The organism is Xenorhabdus sp. NBAII XenSa04, assembly GCF_963866145.1.
Classification (GTDB): Bacteria; Pseudomonadota; Gammaproteobacteria; order Enterobacterales; family Enterobacteriaceae; genus Xenorhabdus; species Xenorhabdus indica.
Map to the genome: position 1 here is coordinate 1 of NZ_CAWMEB010000405.1, position 16,869 is coordinate 16,869.

The window sequence follows — 16,869 nt, forward strand, 5'->3', positions numbered from 1 at the left end:
ACTGAGCTAACGACCCATCTAAATCTTGTCTGGCATTGCTTTCTTAATTGCTTACCAACGGCGGCATATAATACTGATTTCCTTGTTGGGCGCAATATTTATTTTATAAAACCCCGTTCAAGCGCCTATTAATCAACCAATCATCCCCAAAAAGACCGATAAATAACCTCTTGGGGATAATTATTACATTCCTGCAATCTTTTTTTCGGCCATTTTAGCCGCACTAGTGCCGGGGTATTGCTTAACCACCTGTTGATAAACTGCCTTCGCCTTATCCTTTTGCCCTTTTTCCTGCATAATCAAACCAACTTTATACAGAGAATCGCTGCTTTTTTGTGATTTAGGATAATTTTTCACTACAGTCGCGAAATAATAAGCCGCATCATCTTTCTTACCTTTGTTGTAATTCAACTGACCTAACCAATAGTTGACATTCGGTAAATATTTCGACTTGGGATAAGCTTTAGCAAAATTCTGGAATGCTACGATAGCTTTATCGTATTCCTTAGTGTTGATAGCTAAAGCAACAGCGGCATCATAATCTCCCTTTTCACTTCCTGTGCTGGTGGCAGTTGCGGGCTGATTATCAGCCCCCTTTTCCGCTGGGGTCGCTGTATTATCATTTTCTGCACCTGAAGGGTTAGTGATTTTATCCAACTGCTGATAAATATCTTTCTGGCGCTCAATGATCTGATTCAATTGATATTGATTTTCCTGAATCTGGCCACGGAGTGTATCAATATCACGCTGAGAATCAGCAAGCTGTTGCTGGAGTTGAGTTAATAACTGACTATGAGCGTCGGAAATACGCTCTAATTGGGAAAGGCGCTCATCTGTGGAGCCTGAGCCGACATTACTGATTGGCGCTCGGGCAGTAGCGGCCCACGGAGCCGCTACGCCAACCAATAACGACAGACCCAATACAAAACGTCTGAAGTTACTGTTCATGCCTTACTCTTAGTATACGATTACAGCGCGACGGTTTTTAGCGTATGCTGCTTCGTCATGACCAAGTACAGCGGGTTTTTCTTTACCATAAGAAACGATAGCAAGCTGGTCAGCTGAAACACCCTTGCCTTGCAGATACATTTTAACTGCATTTGCACGACGCTCACCCAGAGCGATATTGTACTCAGGAGTACCGCGCTCATCTGCATGGCCTTCAATAGTTACTTTAACAGATGGATTGCTACGCAGGAATGCAGCATGCGCATCCAGCATCTGAGCAAATTCGCTGTTAATGTCGTATTTATCGAAACCGAAGTATACGATATTGTTGTTTTGCAGCTCTTGCATCTGCTGACGTGCTAATTCTTCAGCAGACAGACCTGCTTTAGAAGAATTATCAACAGTGCTTACACCAGACTGATCATTGTTGCCATTTTTATTAGTGGTACACGCTGCTACGGCCATGATTGGTAAAGCTAACATCAGCCCTTTTAGCACTTTGTTCAGTTGCATCTCTTTGATCCTTTTATAGTTTGCCATACATACTTATTATGCATCACAGATACGGCGACCAGGCAGGAAATTTAACCTGTCCATCGGTAGCCGGAAGACGCGCTTTGAAACGCCCGTCAGTCGAAACTAGCTGCAATACAGTCCCCAACCCTTGGGTGGAGCTATAAATAACCATAGTGCCGTTAGGTGCGATACTCGGCGTTTCATCTAGAAACGTATCTGTCAAAACCTGGACAGATCCCGTTACCAGATCCTGTTTGGCGATGTGCTGACTGCCACTCGCTGTGCTAACCATAACGATAAAAGTACCATCTGGACTCACATCAGCGTCTTGGTTTTGTGAACCTTCCCAAGTCAGTCGTTGTGGAGCACCGCCATTAATATCGATTTTATACAATTGTGGACGACCACCCTGATCAGAGGTATAGACCAGTGTCTGGCTATCCGGCATCCAGCTTGGCTCGGTATTATTACTGCGGCCATCTGTTATTTGGCGAATTTGCCCTGAGGCCAAATCCATCACATATAAGTTCAGACTACCTGTTTTAGATAGAGCAAAAGCGAGCTTAGTTCCATCAGGGGAAAATGTCGGCGCTCCATTGTGACGAGGGAATGAAGCTACATGACGAATCGTTCCTGTTGCCAATGTTTGGATCACCAGAGAAGAACGACCGCCTTCAAATGTCACATATGCCAGTTGAGAATTGTCTGGTGACCATGCTGGTGACATTAAAGGTTCTGCTGAACTACGTACCGGAGTTTCATTATAACCGTCATAATCAGCAACACGCAGTTCATACGAATACTTATTCGCCGCAGCCTTCTTAACCACATAAGCGATACGCGTGGTGAATGCGCCTTTAATGCCGGTCAGCTTTTCAAATACTTCATTGCTGGCTGTATGCGCAGCATAGCGTAGCCATTTTTTCTCAACTGAAAATTGATTCTGCGCTAATACTGAACCCGGTGTTCCAGCTACATCAACCAACTGATAGGAAACCAAAAATTTACCATCAGCAGCAGGCTGAATTTGCCCTACGACTACAGAATCTATTCCAAGAGCAGACCATACCGCAGGTGTTACTTCAGAGGCTGTAGCAGGCTGTTGTGGCATGCGATCCGGAGTAATGGGATTGAATTTCCCACTGTTCCTCAAATCGGCAGCAACAATTGAACCAACTTCTTCTGGCGGATTAGCTGCACCAGTCCATTTAAATGGAACAACACCAATAGGACGGGCAGAATCAACACCTTCTGTAATTTCAATGCGAACTTCTGCATGAGCAAACGTTGCCCATAGCATCAGAAAACCCAATAATGCTTTAAACGTCAGTTTAAAAGTTTGCTTCATCATCTCTCCCTTATCGCGATCGATATGCCCGCAATAATCCGCCGGATTCTAACAAACGCCAACAAACAAAACCAGATACCTAAATAAAATCTAATAATTTTATTTACACAAGTAAATTATCCGAAATTTCACCTAATAAATAACACGTTCCCACCAAATATTTACCCTACTGTGGTTTAAAGTCTAGTGAAAAACTCTTGAAATGTTCATAAACCTCTTTACTTGGTGGACGTGGCATTTTGGTTTGATTCGCTGCGGCAATTGCTGCCCTACATAATGCGGGGTCGCCTCCATTAGCCTGAACACTAATCAACATACCATCTGATGCCAGTTTTATGCTCAAGTCACAGGTGCGCCCTAAGTATAAACTCGGATCACGGAAATGATTCTGGATAGCAGCCCGAATTTGCCCTTTATAATTATTAATATCCGATTCAGAAACACCGCTTTTCTTACTACCACCTTTACCCACAGCGGATGCTCCACCTTGCTGTTTAGGTGCATTAGAAGTTAATCCCCCAAGCAGATCATCAACTGCCTGCGCCTCTTTTTGGGCTTCAGCCTTAGCTCTGACTTTTGCTTTAGCTGCGGCTTCAGCTTTAACCTTTGCTTCCGCTTCTGCTTTTGCCTTCGCTTCAGCTTCTGCTTTTCGTTTCACAGTTTCTTCTGCTTCTTTCTTAGCTTGGGCTTCTGCTTTTCTCTGAGCTTCTGCCTGCTCTTTCATAATTCTTTCTTGCTCCGCTTTCGCTTTAGCAGCGGCCTCTTCGGCAATCTTTTGCTCTTCACGGGCCTTAGCTGCCGCAGCATCAGCCAGCTTTTTCTGTTCTTCCGCGGCTTGTTGTGCTTTTATCCGCTCTTCTTCTACGGCTTTCAGCCGTTCCTGCTCTTCTGCCTGTTTAGCACGCAATTCGGCTGCCTGTTGTTCAGCTTTTTTCTTCCGTTGCTGCTCAGCCAGCTTTGCATTAGCTTGCTGTTGCTGTTGCTGATTATATTGCTGAACTACCGCATTCGGATCGACCATAACGGCATCAATCACCGTACCACTATTTCCACCGCCTCCCATTTCCGTTTTTTGCTTCAAAGATCCCCAAATCAAAAATCCGAACAGGATAATGTGCAAAATAATTGAAATGATAACGGCACGATTTAGCCCGCTGTTTTGCTTGTTTGTCTTTCCCACGCTCGACATCCAGAAACTTTAAGTAAAAGCCGCCATCAGGCACCAATAGGCTGAGTCATTAAACCAACCGATTTCACACCCGCTTGACGAAGCATATTAAGTGCCTTGATGATTTCATCATAAGGAACTTCCTTTGAACCCCCAATCAAGAAAATTGTTTTTGGGTTAGCTTTCATCAAGGTTTGAGCTTCAGCAATAATTTGCTGTTCAGGTAGTAATTCTAAACGCTCCTGATTAACAACCATGTTGTAGCGCCCTACCCCGGAAACTTCTACAATAACCGGTGGATTATCAGAACTGGAGACGGTTTTGGAATCTACCGAATCAGGTAAATCAACTTCTACACTTTGTGTGATAATCGGGGCAGTTGCCATAAAAATCAGCAGCAAAACCAGCAACACGTCCAGCAAGGGGACGATATTGATCTCGGATTTTAGCTCACGTCTGCGACTACGAGTGCGCGCCATTCGCTTTTTCCCCTTACGATGAATTACGACTTATTGGAATTAGAAACAAAAGCCTGCCGATGCAAAATCGCCAGAAATTCTTCCATAAAATTGTCGTAACTTTGTTCCAGTTTATTGACACGCTGGTTCAGACGGTTATAAGCCATCACCGCCGGAATCGCAGCAAACAAACCAATTGCTGTTGCAATCAACGCTTCCGCAATACCAGGAGCGACCATTTGCAATGTTGCCTGTTTTACTGCTCCCAGAGCAATAAAAGCATGCATGATCCCCCAGACTGTGCCAAACAGTCCGATATAGGGACTAATAGAACCGACAGTACCCAGAAATGGGATATGATTTTCCAATGTTTCTAATTCACGATTCATTGAAATTCGCATAGCGCGAGAAGCTCCCGTAATGACAGCCTCTGGTGCATGGTTATTTGCCTGATGTAAGCGAGCGAATTCTTTAAAACCAGAATAGAAAATCTGTTCAGTGCCACTTAAAGAATCTCGGCGTGACTGGCTTTCTTTATAAAGACGGGATAATTCAACCCCAGACCAAAATTTATCTTCAAATGCTTCTGTTTCCCGAGTAGCAGCATTCAGAACTCTTGTTCTTTGAATAATAATTGCCCAAGAAACTACAGAGAAGCCAATCAGGATTAACATGATCAGCTGCACTAAAAAGCCTGCCTTCAGAAATAAATCCAGGATGTTCATGTCAGTCACTGCTTAAACTCCGCGACAATAGACTTTGGAAGCGCAATAGGCTTCATTTGAGATGAATTTACGCAGACGATCAGGCATTCTGCGTTACTGATAACTACATCATTACAATCAATAATTCGTTGAATAAATGTCAGTGAAGCACCACGGATGTTCGTGATCTCGCTTTCCACAACTAACTGGTCATCCAGCCTCGCTGGTTTCCGGTAGTCAACGGTCATGCGGCTGACAGCAAAACCAACTTGTTCATCCAACATATACTTTTGGTGGAAGCCCTTATCACGCAGCATCTCTGTACGTGCTCTTTCATAAAAAGCCAAATATTGAGCGTGATAGACTATACCACTAGCATCTGTGTCTTCGTAGTAAACACGGATAGGCCAACGGAACAACATATTACTCACATATAATCCTAATTAGGCGAATTAACGCTGTCACTATACTCAAGACAATAGCGCTTTGGAATGACTTGTTATTAAAGAAATCAAAAAAATTTATAGGCCAGCGTCCTATAAAATCATAAATAGTTTACTTAAAGAAATGATATAAGCCAAAAATCAGAATCAAAAATGCAGGTAATGGATGAAAAAAAAGACGCCAGATAAAATGCTTAGGATTAAATCCAATACCAAAAATCACCCCGGAACATACCGCCCAGATCAGTAAAATGCCTTGCCATACAGCTAATAAACTTGTGCCCGCAGCAAAACGTGTTGGATCCCACAATACACATCCAGCAAGTGCCAGAGCCATAATAAGGATAAGGGCCCTTAGCAGGCCCTTACTCATCAGTTGGTAAAATTTGTCAACCAACATTATCTTTTATCACTCTCAGTTACTTCTTCTGATTCACTATGCTCAAGTGCCAAAGCTGCAATAACAGCAAAACTACAAGCTAAGAGCGTTCCCAGAATCCAAGCAAAATACCACATGTTCTATGCTCCTCTAGTACAGTGAGTGTTTGTTGTTTTCAATGTAGCTCTTATCCAAACGCCCAAAGGTTTTGTAGTAACACCAAATGGTGTATGACAGAATAATAGGAACGAAGATAAGCGCAACAACGAACATAATTTGCAACGTCCACTGACTGGATGTTGCATCCCACACAGTCAAACTGACATTCGGATTAAGGCTTGATGGCATCACAAACGGGAACATGGATATTCCTGCGGTCAGAATAATGCAAGCAACTGTCAGTGATGAAAATAGAAACGCCCAGGCCCCTTTATCCAATCGAGTTGCCAGCATAGTCAACAAAGGAAGAATGACACCCAATACAGGTATTGCCCACAATATAGGCTGATTATTGAAATTGATCAGCCACGCCCCAACCTGTTGAGTAACTTGTTTATGTAATGGATTAGATACTCCATTCACATCCAGGCCACCGGTCACAACATAACCATCAATGCCATAAATCAGCCACACTCCCGCTAGTAAGAAAGCTACCGCAGTTATCAATGCACAAATGTGTGTCGCAGTACGGGAACGCAAATGCAACTCACCCGTAGTACGCATTTGCAGGTAAGTTGCCCCTTGTGTCGTAATCATCATCAAGCTGATGATACCTGCCAGCAGCCCATAAGGGTTCAGCAACCCAAAGAATGATCCTTCATAGGAAACCCTCTGATCTACATCTATCATCAGTGGTACGCCTTGCAGCAGATTACCGAATGCAACTCCAATGACCAATGGAGGTACAAAACTGCCAACAAACAACCCCCAGTCCCACATGTTACGCCATTTTCTGTTTTCCAGTTTTGAACGATAGTCAAACCCTACGGGCCGGAAGAACAAGGCAGCCAACACCAAAATCATCGCTACATAGAAACCGGAGAAAGCGGCAGCATATACTGCTGGCCAGGCAGCAAACAGTGCACCACCCGCTGTGATTAACCATACCTGGTTACCGTCCCAGTGAGGTGCAATTGAGTTAATCATGACACGGCGTTCAGTGTCATTTTTGCCGATAATCCGCAGCAGGACACCAACACCCATGTCAAAACCATCGGTCACTGCAAACCCGATTAGCAATACACCAATCAGCAGCCACCATATAAATCGTAACACGTCATAATCAAGCATAAGTGGACTCCTGCTTACTCAATATTATTCGCTGAAGAATTATTGGTTGAAGAAATGAATTTCTGTTCAAAATGGTAACGCCCGGTCTTGAGACTACTTGGACCAAGGCGAGCAAATTTGAACATCAGAAACATTTCGGCGATCAGGAACAAGGTATACAGACCACAAATCAGTGCCATTGAGAAAATGAGATCACCAGCACTGCGTGTCGAAGCTGCCACTGCGGTTGGCAATACCTCACCAATAGCCCAAGGCTGACGGCCATACTCTGCAACAAACCAACCCGCTTCAACCGCAATCCACGGTAAGGGAATACTAAATAACGCCGCACGTAACAACCACTTTTGTTGACCAATGCGATTACGGATAACACTGAAGAATGCCAAGCTGATAACCAGTAACATGATGAAGCCACAAGCAACCATGATACGAAATGCAAAATAAAGCGGTGCCACACGTGGAATAGAATCTTTCGCAGCGGCTTTAATTTGCTCTTCTGTCGCGTTTGCCACCTCTGGAGTGTAACGTTTTACGAGCATGCCGTAACCAAGGTCTTTTTTGTTTTCATTGAATGCCTTACGTACTGTCGGATCAGTGTTACCTGCACGCAGCTCTTCCAGCAATTCATATGCCTTAAGGCCGTTACGGATACGTTGTTCATGCTGACTAATCAAATCACGCAAGCCAACAACCGGAGTATCAGTAGAACGTGTAGCGATAAGACCTAATATATAAGGAATTTGAATGGAATATTTGTTTTCCATCTTATCCTGATCAGGAATACCAATCAGCGTGAATGCAGCCGGAGGAGTTTGAGTATCCCACTCTGCTTCAATGGCAGCCAGTTTAGTTTTCTGCACATCCCCCATTTCATATCCAGATTCATCCCCCAGTACAATGACGGACAGGACTGCTGCAATACCGAAACTTGATGCAATGGCAAATGAACGTTTAGCAAATGGAATATCCCGCCCTTTAAGCAAGTAATAAGCGCTGATCCCCAAGACGAAAATCGCACCTGTCACATAACCAGCAGCTACAGTATGAACAAATTTCACTTGAGCAACAGGATTCAGAACCAGATCGCTAAAGCTCACCATCTCCATGCGCATGGTTTCAAAATTGAAATCAGAGGCAATCGGGTTTTGCATCCAGCCATTCGCAATTAGAATCCATAAAGCAGAGAAGTTAGAACCTAATGCAACCAACCAAGTTACAACCAGATGCTGTTTCTTGCTCAGGCGATCCCAACCGAAAAAGAACAAACCAACAAATGTGGATTCAAGGAAGAAAGCCATTAAACCTTCAATGGCCAGTGGTGCACCAAAAATATCACCAACGTAATGTGAGAAATATGACCAGTTTGTTCCGAACTGGAACTCCATAGTCAAACCTGTTGCAACCCCCAAGGCAAAGTTAATACCAAATAACTTTCCCCAGAATTTTGTCATATCTTTGTAGATTTGTTTACCAGACAGAACATATACCGTTTCCATAATCGCAAGCAAAAACGCCATACCGAGTGTTAATGGTACGAATAAGAAATGGTACATAGCAGTTAAGGCAAACTGTAATCGTGACAGTTCGACAATATCAAACATTTTGACTCCTTGCTCCTAGCAGGAAGACACCGACTTGCGGCAACCCGACTTTCGTAAAATGAAAGTCTCGTAACTACCAGCAATAAATGCCTCAAACACAACAATAAATTATTAATTAAATCAAAATTCAGTAGATACCCCAATAATATTACGCCTATATTCGCACACAATAAATAGCTTTTACATGACTAAAGTTGGAATTCTCAATATAGGCCAATATTGCCGCTAATTTATGAGGTAATACCATTTATTTTAGAACAATTAAATCAAGATTAGCTAACACATTCCACAGTAATAAATTGATTTTAGTCAATTTTTTTGTTCCTTGTTAATCATTACAGCTATTATTTCATTACGGTTGATTTAGTGTTAATAATTTGTTTCTCACAATGCCGATTAATTTATTTTTTGCTGTAAAAAGCATTATAAAATTAACTTTTCATTTTCATTATGAGAAAAATATATTTTTTTAATATTTATAATTAAATTAATCGATTAAATAGAATTTTCTAAAATAAGTTCAATTAAATTTGAAAATATCTCTCCATATAAAAAGACTAACTTACTGTTTATCTTATAAATGAAAATAAAAAGGCTGCTTTAAAGCAGCAGCCTTTTTCTATAAAAATGGCTTATTTTGTGACTATTTACTGGTCAATAAACCCTTAACTGCATCGCCTATGTCAGCAAGGCTGCGGACAGTCTTCACTCCCGCAGATTCCAATGCTGCGAATTTTTCATCCGCCGTACCTTTACCACCTGCAATAATCGCTCCTGCATGTCCCATTCGCTTGCCTTTAGGTGCTGTTACACCCGCGATGTAAGCTACAACTGGTTTAGTAACATGCTCTTTGATATACGCAGCAGCTTCTTCTTCTGCTGTACCACCAATTTCACCAATCATGACGATAGCTTCAGTCTGTGGATCTTCCTGGAACAGTTTCAGAATATCAATAAAGTTTGAACCTGGGATTGGGTCACCGCCGATACCAACACAAGTGGATTGGCCTAATCCTGCGTCAGTTGTTTGCTTCACGGCCTCATAAGTCAAAGTCCCTGAACGGGACACAATACCTACTTTACCTGCCTTATGAATATGACCAGGCATGATACCGATCTTACATTCATCCGGAGTAATAACACCCGGACAGTTAGGGCCGATCATACGAACACCAGCCTGATCCAGTTTTACCTTAACTGTCAGCATATCCAGCGTTGGGATACCTTCAGTAATGGTAATGATCAGTTTAATACCTGCATCAATAGCCTCCAGAATAGAGTCTTTACAGAATGGTGCTGGTACGTAAATCACAGAAGCTGTCGCACCTGTTGCTTCAACTGCTTCGCGGACGGTATTAAAGACGGGCAGACCAAGATGTTGCGTACCACCTTTACCTGGCGTTACGCCGCCAACCATTTGAGTACCGTAAGCGATCGCCTGTTCTGAATGGAAAGTACCCTGACTGCCAGTGAAACCCTGACAAATCACTTTGGTGTTTTTATCAATTAAAATAGACATTATTTGTTCCCCGCTGCTGCGACTACCTGTTTAGCTGCGTCTGTCAAACTGGTTGCTGCAATGATATTCAATCCACTATCAGCCAGTTTCTTCGCACCCAGTTCAGCATTATTCCCTTCCAAACGAACGACTACAGGTACGTGAACACCTACTTCTTCCACCGCACCAATAATACCGTCAGCAATCAGGTCACAACGGACGATCCCACCAAAGATATTTACCAAGACAGCTTTCACATTTTCATCCGACAGGATAATTTTGAAGGCTTCAGTAACACGCTCTTTTGTCGCACCACCGCCTACATCAAGGAAGTTAGCCGGAGCACCACCGTGCAGCTTGACAATGTCCATCGTTCCCATCGCCAAACCAGCACCATTTACCATACAACCAATGTTGCCATCCAACGCAACATAATTCAGTTCCCATTGTGCAGCCTGAGCTTCACGTGGATCTTCCTGCGAAGGGTCGTGCATTTCACGCAGTTCAGCCTGACGGAACATAGCATTACCGTCCGCACCCAACTTCCCATCCAGACAGACAAGATCACCTTGAGTTGTAATAACCAACGGGTTAATTTCGACCAGAGCCAGGTCACGTTCAAGGAAAAGGTTTGCCAATCCCAGGAAAATTTTAGTGAATTGGTTGACTTGTTTACCAGTCAGACCCAGCTTGAACGCCAGTTCACGGCCTTGGTAGGGCATAGGGCCAGCCAGTGGATCGATGATTGCTTTATGAATCAGTTCGGGCGTTTCTTCCGCCACTTTTTCTATTTCGACACCACCTTCGGTAGAGGCCATGAACACTACACGACGTGTACCACGGTCAACAACGGCACCAAGATACAGCTCTTTAGCAATATCGGTAGCCCCTTCTACTAGGATCTGATGGACAGGTTGCCCCTGTACATCTGTCTGGTAAGTTACCAGTCGTTTACCCAGCCACTGTTCAGCAAAAGCACGGATATCCTCCTTGCTATTGACGACTTTCACGCCCCCGGCTTTACCGCGACCGCCTGCATGAACCTGACATTTAACGACCCAAGGGCCTGCACCAATCTTGGATGCTGCTTCTTCTGCTTCGCGCGGTGTCGTGCAGGCATAACCAGCAGGTGCTGGTAAGCCATACCGTGCAAAAAGTTGTTTTGCCTGATACTCGTGTAAATTCATGATGTTCTATCCATAATTTAATCTAAGAAAGGTAAATTACCTTCTATTTTGTTGCTCTGGATATGACCAGCCCGAAGGCTGGCCGCATAATTTGTTACATCAGCACTTTTTACATCAACATCGTTTTATTTCAGACTGGACAGAATTTAACACCCTCCGCCCTGATGGTGATGCTATACATCCAGCAACAAACGTGTTGGATCTTCCAGCATTTCTTTGATAGTCACCAGGAAGCCTACAGACTCACGCCCGTCAATCAGACGATGGTCATAAGACAGAGCCAGATACATCATTGGAAGGATCGCAACCTGACCATTTACTGCCATTGGGCGATCTTTAATAGCGTGCATACCAAGAATCGCACTTTGTGGTGGGTTAATGATTGGAGTAGACATCAAGGAACCAAAAACACCACCATTGGTAATAGTGAAATTACCACCGGTGAGTTCTTCAACGGTCAATTTGCCGTCACGGCCTTTAATAGCCAGCTCTTTGATGTTTTTCTCAATATCAGCCATGCTCAATGCATCTGCATCACGCAGTACTGGCGTCACCAGACCACGAGGTGTAGATACTGCGATGCTGATATCAAAATAGTTGTGGTAAACCACATCAGTGCCATCAATAGAAGCATTAACTTCTGGATAACGTTTCAGCGCTTCGACAACAGCTTTCACATAGAAAGACATGAAACCCAGACGAACACCGTGACGTTTTTCAAATTCATCACCGTATTGCTTACGCAATTCCTGAATTGGCTTCATATTGACTTCATTAAAAGTCGTCAGCATTGCTGTGTTGTTTTTCGCTTCGAGCAAACGTTCTGCAATGCGCTTACGTAAACGCGTCATTGGGACGCGTTTTTCACTGCGATGAGGCAACTGAGATGGTTGAGCCGCTGGAGCAGATTCAGCGGTTTTAGTACTCTCTTTTTTGTTCGCAGCAATATATTTTTCTACGTCTTCACGCACAATACGGCCACCTACACCACTACCTTTAATCGCAGCAGGATTTAAATCATGCTCAGCAATCAAACGACGAACTGCCGGACTCAGTGCATCATTGCTTTCTTCTTCCAAAGACGCTGTCTGGCGTTGTGCTGGTGTTGCTTCTGTTTGTTCTTTCACCACAGCCGGCATACCCGTACTGTCACTCAGGCTAATACGGCCAATCAATTGCTTAGACAGTACAGTGGCACCTTCTTCTTCCAGAATAGATTCCAGAACACCCGCTTCACTTGCTGGTACTTCTAAAATCACTTTGTCTGTTTCGATTTCAACCAGAATGTCATCACGCTCTACGGTATCACCTGGTTTTTTATGCCATGTCGCAACAGTGGCATCCGCAACAGATTCAGGAAGGTCTGGAACCAGAATTTCTACGCTACTCATTTTCTATCCTTATTTATTCAACGTTCAGTGCGTCATTAACCAGAGCTTGCTGTTGCTGCTGGTGAACAGACGTATAGCCCACAGCCGGGGAAGCAGAAGCCGGACGCCCTGCATAACGTAAAGAAGCCCCAAATGGGATCGCTTCACGGAAATTATGTTGACTGCAATACCAAGCCCCTTGGTTCAATGGCTCTTCCTGACACCAGACAAAATCATGCACATGAGCATACTGCTCAAGTAAAGTCTGCATGTCCTGACGCGGGAATGGATACAGTTGTTCAATACGCACAATGGCGACGTCGGTCTGCTCGTTCTTACGACGTTGTTCCAGCAGATCGTAATAAACTTTACCGGAGCAAAGTACAACACGTTTCACACCTTTTGGCTCCAACGCATCAACTTCACCAATGACTGTCTCAAATTTACCGTTAGCCAATTCATCCAGGCTGGATACTGCCAATGGATGACGCAGCAACGACTTAGGTGACATGACTATCAGAGGACGACGCATACCACGCAGTGCCTGACGACGCAGCATGTGATAAACTTGAGCCGGAGTTGATGGCACACAAACCTGCATGTTCTGTTCTGCACACAATTGCAGGTAACGTTCCAGACGTGCTGATGAGTGCTCAGGACCTTGTCCTTCGTAGCCATGCGGCAACAGCATGACCAGACCACACATACGACCCCATTTTTGTTCACCAGAACTGATGAACTGGTCAATCACAACCTGTGCTACGTTAGCAAAATCACCAAACTGGGCTTCCCAGATAGTCAATGCACGAGGCTCTGTCGTTGCATAACCATATTCAAATGCCAGTACAGCTTCTTCTGACAGGACAGAATCCCATACGTTAAATCCCCCCTGACTGTTGTGAACATTTGCCAGAGGGACATAAACAGAAGCATTAGCCTGATTATGGATAACCGCATGGCGGTGGAAGAATGTACCACGGCCAGCATCTTCACCAGACAGACGAACTGGAATACCTTCATCAACCAAGGTTGCATAAGCCAGCGTTTCCGCTCCCCCCCAGTCAAACAGCTTGTTGCCGTTGGCCATTTCTGCACGGTCAGCATAGATTTTCGCAACACGAGAGTGCATTTCCACTTCGGTAGGAATGGTACTAATGCGTTTGCCAAGATCTTGCAGACGCTTCATATCCATTTTATGTGGATAATCTTCATCCCATTCGTGATTCAGGTAAGGTTCCCATGTAAACGAATGCAACCCCATTGGACGCCATTCATCTACAACACATTCACCATGATCCAATGCATCACGATATAAGTTGACCATTTCAGTCACATCATTAGGTGACAGCAGACCTTCTGCGATGAGTTTGTCCGCATAGATTTTACGTGGAGTCGGATGTTTCTTGATTTTCTGATACATTAGTGGCTGAGTTGCACTTGGCTCATCAGCTTCGTTATGACCGTGACGACGGTAACAAACCAAATCAATCATCACGTCACGTTTAAAGGTATTACGGAAATCCAAGGCCAGGCGGGTAACAAAAGCGACAGCTTCCGGGTCATCAGCATTTACGTGGAAAATCGGGGCCTGAACCATTTTCACAACATCAGTACAATATTGTGTTGAACGGGCATCTTTCGGGTTAGAAGTAGTAAAACCAATCTGGTTGTTAACCACAATGCGAACAGTACCACCAACCTCATAGCCGCGAGCCTGAGACATGTTCAGTGTTTCCTGAACAATCCCCTGCCCTGTTACCGCTGCATCACCATGAATGGTTACCGGCAACACCATGTTGCTCTGGCCTTCATCAAGACGGTCACGGCGAGCACGTACTGACCCAATAACTACAGGGCTGACAATTTCAAGGTGAGATGGGTTGAATGCTAACGCTAAGTGTACTAAACCGCCTTCAGTTTCGAAATCAGAGGAAAAACCCTGATGATACTTCACATCACCTGTTCCGAGATGTTCTTTATGTTTTCCGGCAAATTCATCAAACAGATCAGCAGGTTTTTTACCTAAGATATTAATAAGAACATTGAGGCGACCACGGTGAGCCATGCCAAGTACAACTTCGCGTGTATCTTGCTTGCCTGCATGACGGATCAAATCCTTCAGCATTGGAACTAGTGCATCACCGCCCTCCAGAGAAAAACGTTTCGCTCCTGGAAACTTAGCCCCCAGATAACGTTCCAGACCTTCCGCCGCAGTTAACTCCGCCAGAAAGCGACGTTTTTCATCTGCGCTGAATTGTGAGCTGACAGAGACAGATTCCAGGCGCTGCTGGATCCAGCGTTTTTCTTCTGTATTGGTGATATGCATATATTCCGCACCAATAGAGCCGCAGTAAATGCGTTTCAGTGCGTCATACAAATCCGCCAATTTCATTGTCTCTTTGCCGCTAGCAAATGAGCCTACATTAAACGTTTCTTCAAAATCAGCTTTTGTTAAATTATGGAAAGCAGGATCGAGATCCGATACAGGTTCCTGTTTCCATAATCCCAATGGATCAAGATTCGCATGTTGATGACCGCGGAAGCGGAATGCGTTGATAAGCTGCAAAACCTTAACTTGTTTTGCATCCATTGCTGGATCGCTGACTGAAGTGTGGTAACGAGTGGCATCCTTTGCCAGACGACGGAAGTAATCACGTGTCTGTGAGTGAAGTTGTTCCCCGTGAAGTCCTGCATCCGGTAATTGTTGGAAAATTTCTCTCCAACCTGCATCAACAGAATTAGGATCGGTTATATAGTCTTCATAGATTTGCTCTATGTAAGACTGGTTTGCACCAGCCAGAAAGCTTGAGTCCAGCCAGTCCTTCATTGCACCGTTCTGCATTGTGATCCCTTAAGCTTTAAAAGCTTTAGTTTTCGCCGTGGTTAACAAATACCGCTTTATTAATAAGCGGTGTTGATAAAAGGTTCATTTGGACGTGCTTAATGCATGTTCTTTATTTGGGTTATCCTACCCTTCAAGGAACCTTTAAAAACTGAGAGGCAGTTTTTAAAGGTTCCTTATTCCAATAACATGCGCCGTCATTAGCAGCAGGCAATTTATCATTTTTCATTCTTTATGCCCTCCACTGGTTTGATATTTATTTCAAAATTGTGGAGGGCAACCTTATATGCATTATTTACACACAGTTTATGTGTTATTTATGCACTATCTATACATTGTCAGTATATTTAATTAAGTCATATTTTAATTAAGCACTATGTCTTAACAACATCGACTTAATATGCCCAATCGCTTTTGTTGGGTTAAGGCCTTTAGGACACACATTAACGCAGTTCATGATCCCATGACAGCGGAAGACACTGAAAGCATCATTCAGCCCATCCAATCGGGATGAGGTTTCAGTATCACGACTATCAATCAGAAAACGATATGCAGCTAAAAGACCTGCAGGCCCAATAAATTTATCCGGATTCCACCAAAATGACGGGCATGACGTCGAACAGCAGGCACACAAGATACATTCATAAAGACCATCCAATTTTGCACGCTGTTCTGGTGATTGCAGATGTTCACGTGCAGGTGGATTTTTACCGTCATTGAGCAAATAAGGACGGATTTTTTCATATTGCGCGTAAAACTGCCCCATATCAACAACCAGGTCACGAATAACTGGCAAACCAGGCAGCGGACGAATAACCATCTTCTTGTTACCACGGTGTAGTGCTGAGACAGGAGTAATACAAGCCAGCCCGTTTTTTCCATTCATATTCAGACCGTCAGAACCACATACACCTTCACGGCACGAACGGCGGAATGACAACGTTGGATCTTGTTCCTTCAACTGGATAAGTGCATCCAGCAGCATCATGTCACGCCCTTCTTCAGCTTCCAGCGTGTAATCCTGCATACGGGGTACGTTGTCTACATCCGGATTATAACGATAAATTGAGAATTCAAGTTTCATAATCTATTTCTCCGCAACTGGAACATCAACAAC

16 protein-coding genes are annotated in these 16,869 nt (G+C 43.9%); all 16 read right to left on the minus strand.

The window, feature by feature from the left end:
• Nucleotides 1–183: 183 nt before the first annotated feature.
• Nucleotides 184–948, minus strand: coding sequence for a cell division protein CpoB (cpoB, locus tag AAC147_RS14560; protein ID WP_047682392.1), 765 nt, complete (start codon nucleotides 946–948; stop codon nucleotides 184–186).
• A 9-nt stretch (nucleotides 949–957) separates the two neighbouring features.
• A complete protein-coding gene (gene pal / locus AAC147_RS14565) occupies nucleotides 958–1,461 on the minus strand; it encodes a peptidoglycan-associated lipoprotein Pal (protein ID WP_047682394.1) in 504 nt (167 codons plus the stop codon).
• A 43-nt stretch (nucleotides 1,462–1,504) separates the two neighbouring features.
• A complete protein-coding gene (tolB, locus tag AAC147_RS14570; RefSeq protein WP_047682396.1) occupies nucleotides 1,505–2,812 on the minus strand; it encodes a Tol-Pal system beta propeller repeat protein TolB in 1,308 nt (435 codons plus the stop codon).
• Nucleotides 2,813–2,978: 166 nt separating this feature from the next.
• A complete protein-coding gene (gene tolA / locus AAC147_RS14575) occupies nucleotides 2,979–3,992 on the minus strand; it encodes a cell envelope integrity protein TolA (RefSeq protein ID WP_047682398.1) in 1,014 nt (337 codons plus the stop codon).
• A 35-nt stretch (nucleotides 3,993–4,027) separates the two neighbouring features.
• Nucleotides 4,028–4,459, minus strand: coding sequence for a colicin uptake protein TolR (gene tolR / locus AAC147_RS14580; protein ID WP_047682400.1), 432 nt, complete (start codon nucleotides 4,457–4,459; stop codon nucleotides 4,028–4,030).
• A 23-nt stretch (nucleotides 4,460–4,482) separates the two neighbouring features.
• Complete coding sequence (gene tolQ / locus AAC147_RS14585; RefSeq protein WP_047682402.1) at nucleotides 4,483–5,172, minus strand: Tol-Pal system protein TolQ; 690 nt, start codon at nucleotides 5,170–5,172, stop codon at nucleotides 4,483–4,485.
• Complete coding sequence (ybgC, locus tag AAC147_RS14590) at nucleotides 5,169–5,573, minus strand: tol-pal system-associated acyl-CoA thioesterase (protein ID WP_047682404.1); 405 nt, start codon at nucleotides 5,571–5,573, stop codon at nucleotides 5,169–5,171. The genes tolQ and ybgC overlap by 4 nt, the downstream gene beginning before the upstream one ends.
• Before the next feature lie 124 nt (nucleotides 5,574–5,697).
• On the minus strand, nucleotides 5,698–5,985 hold the full coding sequence (gene ybgE / locus AAC147_RS14595) for a cyd operon protein YbgE (RefSeq protein WP_047682406.1): 288 nt from the start codon (nucleotides 5,983–5,985) through the stop codon (nucleotides 5,698–5,700).
• A complete protein-coding gene (gene cydX, locus AAC147_RS14600) occupies nucleotides 5,985–6,101 on the minus strand; it encodes a cytochrome bd-I oxidase subunit CydX (protein WP_072032519.1) in 117 nt (38 codons plus the stop codon). The genes ybgE and cydX overlap by 1 nt, the downstream gene beginning before the upstream one ends.
• A 13-nt stretch (nucleotides 6,102–6,114) precedes the next feature.
• A complete protein-coding gene (gene cydB, locus AAC147_RS14605; RefSeq protein ID WP_047682408.1) occupies nucleotides 6,115–7,254 on the minus strand; it encodes a cytochrome d ubiquinol oxidase subunit II in 1,140 nt (379 codons plus the stop codon).
• Between the two features lie 14 nt (nucleotides 7,255–7,268).
• A complete protein-coding gene (cydA, locus tag AAC147_RS14610; protein WP_047682410.1) occupies nucleotides 7,269–8,855 on the minus strand; it encodes a cytochrome ubiquinol oxidase subunit I in 1,587 nt (528 codons plus the stop codon).
• Nucleotides 8,856–9,498: 643 nt separating this feature from the next.
• Nucleotides 9,499–10,374, minus strand: coding sequence for a succinate--CoA ligase subunit alpha (gene sucD / locus AAC147_RS14615; RefSeq protein WP_047682412.1), 876 nt, complete (start codon nucleotides 10,372–10,374; stop codon nucleotides 9,499–9,501).
• The gene (sucC, locus tag AAC147_RS14620) at nucleotides 10,374–11,540 is read right to left on the minus strand and encodes an ADP-forming succinate--CoA ligase subunit beta (RefSeq protein WP_047682413.1); all 1,167 of its coding nucleotides are present in this window, start codon (nucleotides 11,538–11,540) and stop codon (nucleotides 10,374–10,376) included. Before sucC ends, sucD begins: the two co-directional genes overlap by 1 nt.
• Nucleotides 11,541–11,713: 173 nt before the next feature.
• On the minus strand, nucleotides 11,714–12,931 hold the full coding sequence (odhB, locus tag AAC147_RS14625; RefSeq protein ID WP_047682415.1) for a 2-oxoglutarate dehydrogenase complex dihydrolipoyllysine-residue succinyltransferase: 1,218 nt from the start codon (nucleotides 12,929–12,931) through the stop codon (nucleotides 11,714–11,716).
• 13 nt (nucleotides 12,932–12,944) lie between these two features.
• On the minus strand, nucleotides 12,945–15,752 hold the full coding sequence (sucA, locus tag AAC147_RS14630; RefSeq protein ID WP_047682419.1) for a 2-oxoglutarate dehydrogenase E1 component: 2,808 nt from the start codon (nucleotides 15,750–15,752) through the stop codon (nucleotides 12,945–12,947).
• Between the two features lie 367 nt (nucleotides 15,753–16,119).
• A complete protein-coding gene (locus AAC147_RS14635) occupies nucleotides 16,120–16,836 on the minus strand; it encodes a succinate dehydrogenase iron-sulfur subunit (RefSeq protein WP_047682421.1) in 717 nt (238 codons plus the stop codon).
• Between the last annotated feature and the right edge of the window lie 33 nt (nucleotides 16,837–16,869).

Coding starts and splice junctions, on each gene's coding strand:
- cpoB (WP_047682392.1), bottom strand. CDS start 948: ATGAACAGTAACTTCAGACGTTTTGTATTGGGTCTGTCGTTATTGGTT.
- pal (WP_047682394.1), bottom strand. CDS start 1,461: ATGCAACTGAACAAAGTGCTAAAAGGGCTGATGTTAGCTTTACCAATC.
- tolB (WP_047682396.1), bottom strand. CDS start 2,812: ATGAAGCAAACTTTTAAACTGACGTTTAAAGCATTATTGGGTTTTCTG.
- tolR (WP_047682400.1), bottom strand. CDS start 4,459: ATGGCGCGCACTCGTAGTCGCAGACGTGAGCTAAAATCCGAGATCAAT.
- ybgE (WP_047682406.1), bottom strand. CDS start 5,985: ATGTTGGTTGACAAATTTTACCAACTGATGAGTAAGGGCCTGCTAAGG.
- cydX (WP_072032519.1), bottom strand. CDS start 6,101: ATGTGGTATTTTGCTTGGATTCTGGGAACGCTCTTAGCTTGTAGTTTT.
- cydB (WP_047682408.1), bottom strand. CDS start 7,254: ATGCTTGATTATGACGTGTTACGATTTATATGGTGGCTGCTGATTGGT.
- cydA (WP_047682410.1), bottom strand. CDS start 8,855: ATGTTTGATATTGTCGAACTGTCACGATTACAGTTTGCCTTAACTGCT.
- sucD (WP_047682412.1), bottom strand. CDS start 10,374: ATGTCTATTTTAATTGATAAAAACACCAAAGTGATTTGTCAGGGTTTC.
- sucC (WP_047682413.1), bottom strand. CDS start 11,540: ATGAATTTACACGAGTATCAGGCAAAACAACTTTTTGCACGGTATGGC.
- odhB (WP_047682415.1), bottom strand. CDS start 12,931: ATGAGTAGCGTAGAAATTCTGGTTCCAGACCTTCCTGAATCTGTTGCG.
- sucA (WP_047682419.1), bottom strand. CDS start 15,752: ATGCAGAACGGTGCAATGAAGGACTGGCTGGACTCAAGCTTTCTGGCT.
- AAC147_RS14635 (WP_047682421.1), bottom strand. CDS start 16,836: ATGAAACTTGAATTCTCAATTTATCGTTATAATCCGGATGTAGACAAC.